We start from the raw sequence: 1,564 nt of genomic DNA on the forward strand, positions 1-1,564 counted from the left end.
CGGAATTTGTCAAGGTGAATGAGGCCAGTGGGTGTCAGGCGGCGGCCTGATCGGCCGGGTCGGCTGGTGTGGCGGGTTGGTTGATCCAGGCGTCCTTGGGCAGGTCGAGGATCTTGGGGTCGGTGTCGCTGCCGAACCGCTCGGGGGTCGCTGCTCGAGCCGCGGCGAGCGCCGCGGATCGTTGGACGGCGACGGTCTTGGCGTGTCCGTAGTGGACGTCTGCCGGCGTGTGGAGCCCGATCCCCGAATGGTGGTGTTCGTGGTTGTAGGCGGTGGTGAACCTGTCCATGAACCCACGCGCGTCGGCCAGCGATCCGAACCGTTCGGGGAACGCCGGCAGATACTTCAACGTCTTGAACAACGACTCGGAGTAGGGGTTGTCGTTCGACACCCGGGGCCGGGAGTGGGACCTGGTGACGCCGAGATCGGCGAGCAGCGTGGCCACGGTCTTGGAGGTCATCGAGGTGCCCCGATCGGCGTGCACGACCTGAGGGATGCCGTGGACGCCGAATACCTCGGCCATCATCTCCTCGGCGAGCACTCCTTCTTCGCGGGCGTGGACGTGGGCGCCGACGATGTAGCGGGAGTAGATGTCGATCATCACGTAGGCGTCGTAGTAGACCCCGCGGCATGGCCCGGCCAGCTTCGTGATGTCCCAGGAATACACCTGTCCAGGTCCGGTGGCGACCAGTTCGGGCACCGCCCGGGCGGGGTGTCGGGCCAGCCGGCGTCGTTCCTTGACCTGCCCGGCATCGGCCAGGATCCGGTACATCGTGGACACCGAACACAGGTAGGTCCCGCGCTCCAGGAGCGTGGCGTAGACCTGCAGCGGCGGCTGGTCGACGAACTCGGTCGAGTCCAAGACCTCCAGCACCCGGGTCCGTTCGGCCAAGCTGAGCTTGTTCGCCGGGGCCGGGCGGGGCGCAGGATCGGCGGCGGGAGCCGGGCTGGTGTGGCGGGTCGCGGTCGCCCGCGAGACACCGGTCAACGACGCCGCCGTCCGGGTGGTGACCTTCGCGGCGACGAGCTCACGGTAGGTGACCATCAGCGCTTCTTGCGCTTGGGCGCGGGCTCCGCGCTCTCGGAGATCTGCTCCAAGAGCGCGTGCGCTTTTCCCATGATCTCCAACGCCATCTGGGTGGTGGCCAGCTTCCGCTCGGACTCGGCGAGCTCTCGACGCAGCCGGGCCAGCTCGGCCTGCTCCGCGGACGGTCGCCCGACCTTCGCTCCGGGCTCCTTGCCCTCCAGCAGACCCGCGTCGCGCAGCCGGCGCCACTCCGAGATCAGCGAGGAATACAGGCCCTCGCGGCGCAGGTATGCACCGCCCTGCCCGGTCTCACACGCCGCCTCGTACCGCTCAAGGTGGGCGACCTTCTGGGCCGGGGTGAACGACCGGCGCCGCGACGGGCCACCGGCCCGAGGAGAACTCATGCCCCCATCGTCAACGACTGCGGGCGCGCTCGAAAGAACTGCACTGGACATGGATGAATCGATCCTTGATCTCGCCCTGCGTCAGGCGGACTTGCTGTGAACCCCTGGCCTCAACTCACCCTGACACGCAGGG

The 1,564-nt window shown here is 68.2% G+C and carries 1 protein-coding gene; it reads right to left on the minus strand.

Translation table 11 applies throughout. From position 1 onward, the window contains the following. Positions 1-34: 34 nt before the first annotated feature. Positions 35-1,431 (minus strand): IS3 family transposase gene (locus tag AB0O58_RS26685; RefSeq protein WP_227022481.1). Its coding sequence is split into 2 segments (ribosomal slippage): positions 35-1,107 and positions 1,107-1,431, totalling 1,398 coding nucleotides; the frame shifts between segments, so codons are not numbered across the junction. Positions 1,432-1,564: the final 133 nt, after the last annotated feature.

The organism is Rhodococcus sp. NPDC080181, from assembly GCF_040702225.1.
GTDB lineage: Bacteria > Actinomycetota > Actinomycetes > Mycobacteriales > Mycobacteriaceae > Rhodococcoides > Rhodococcoides fascians.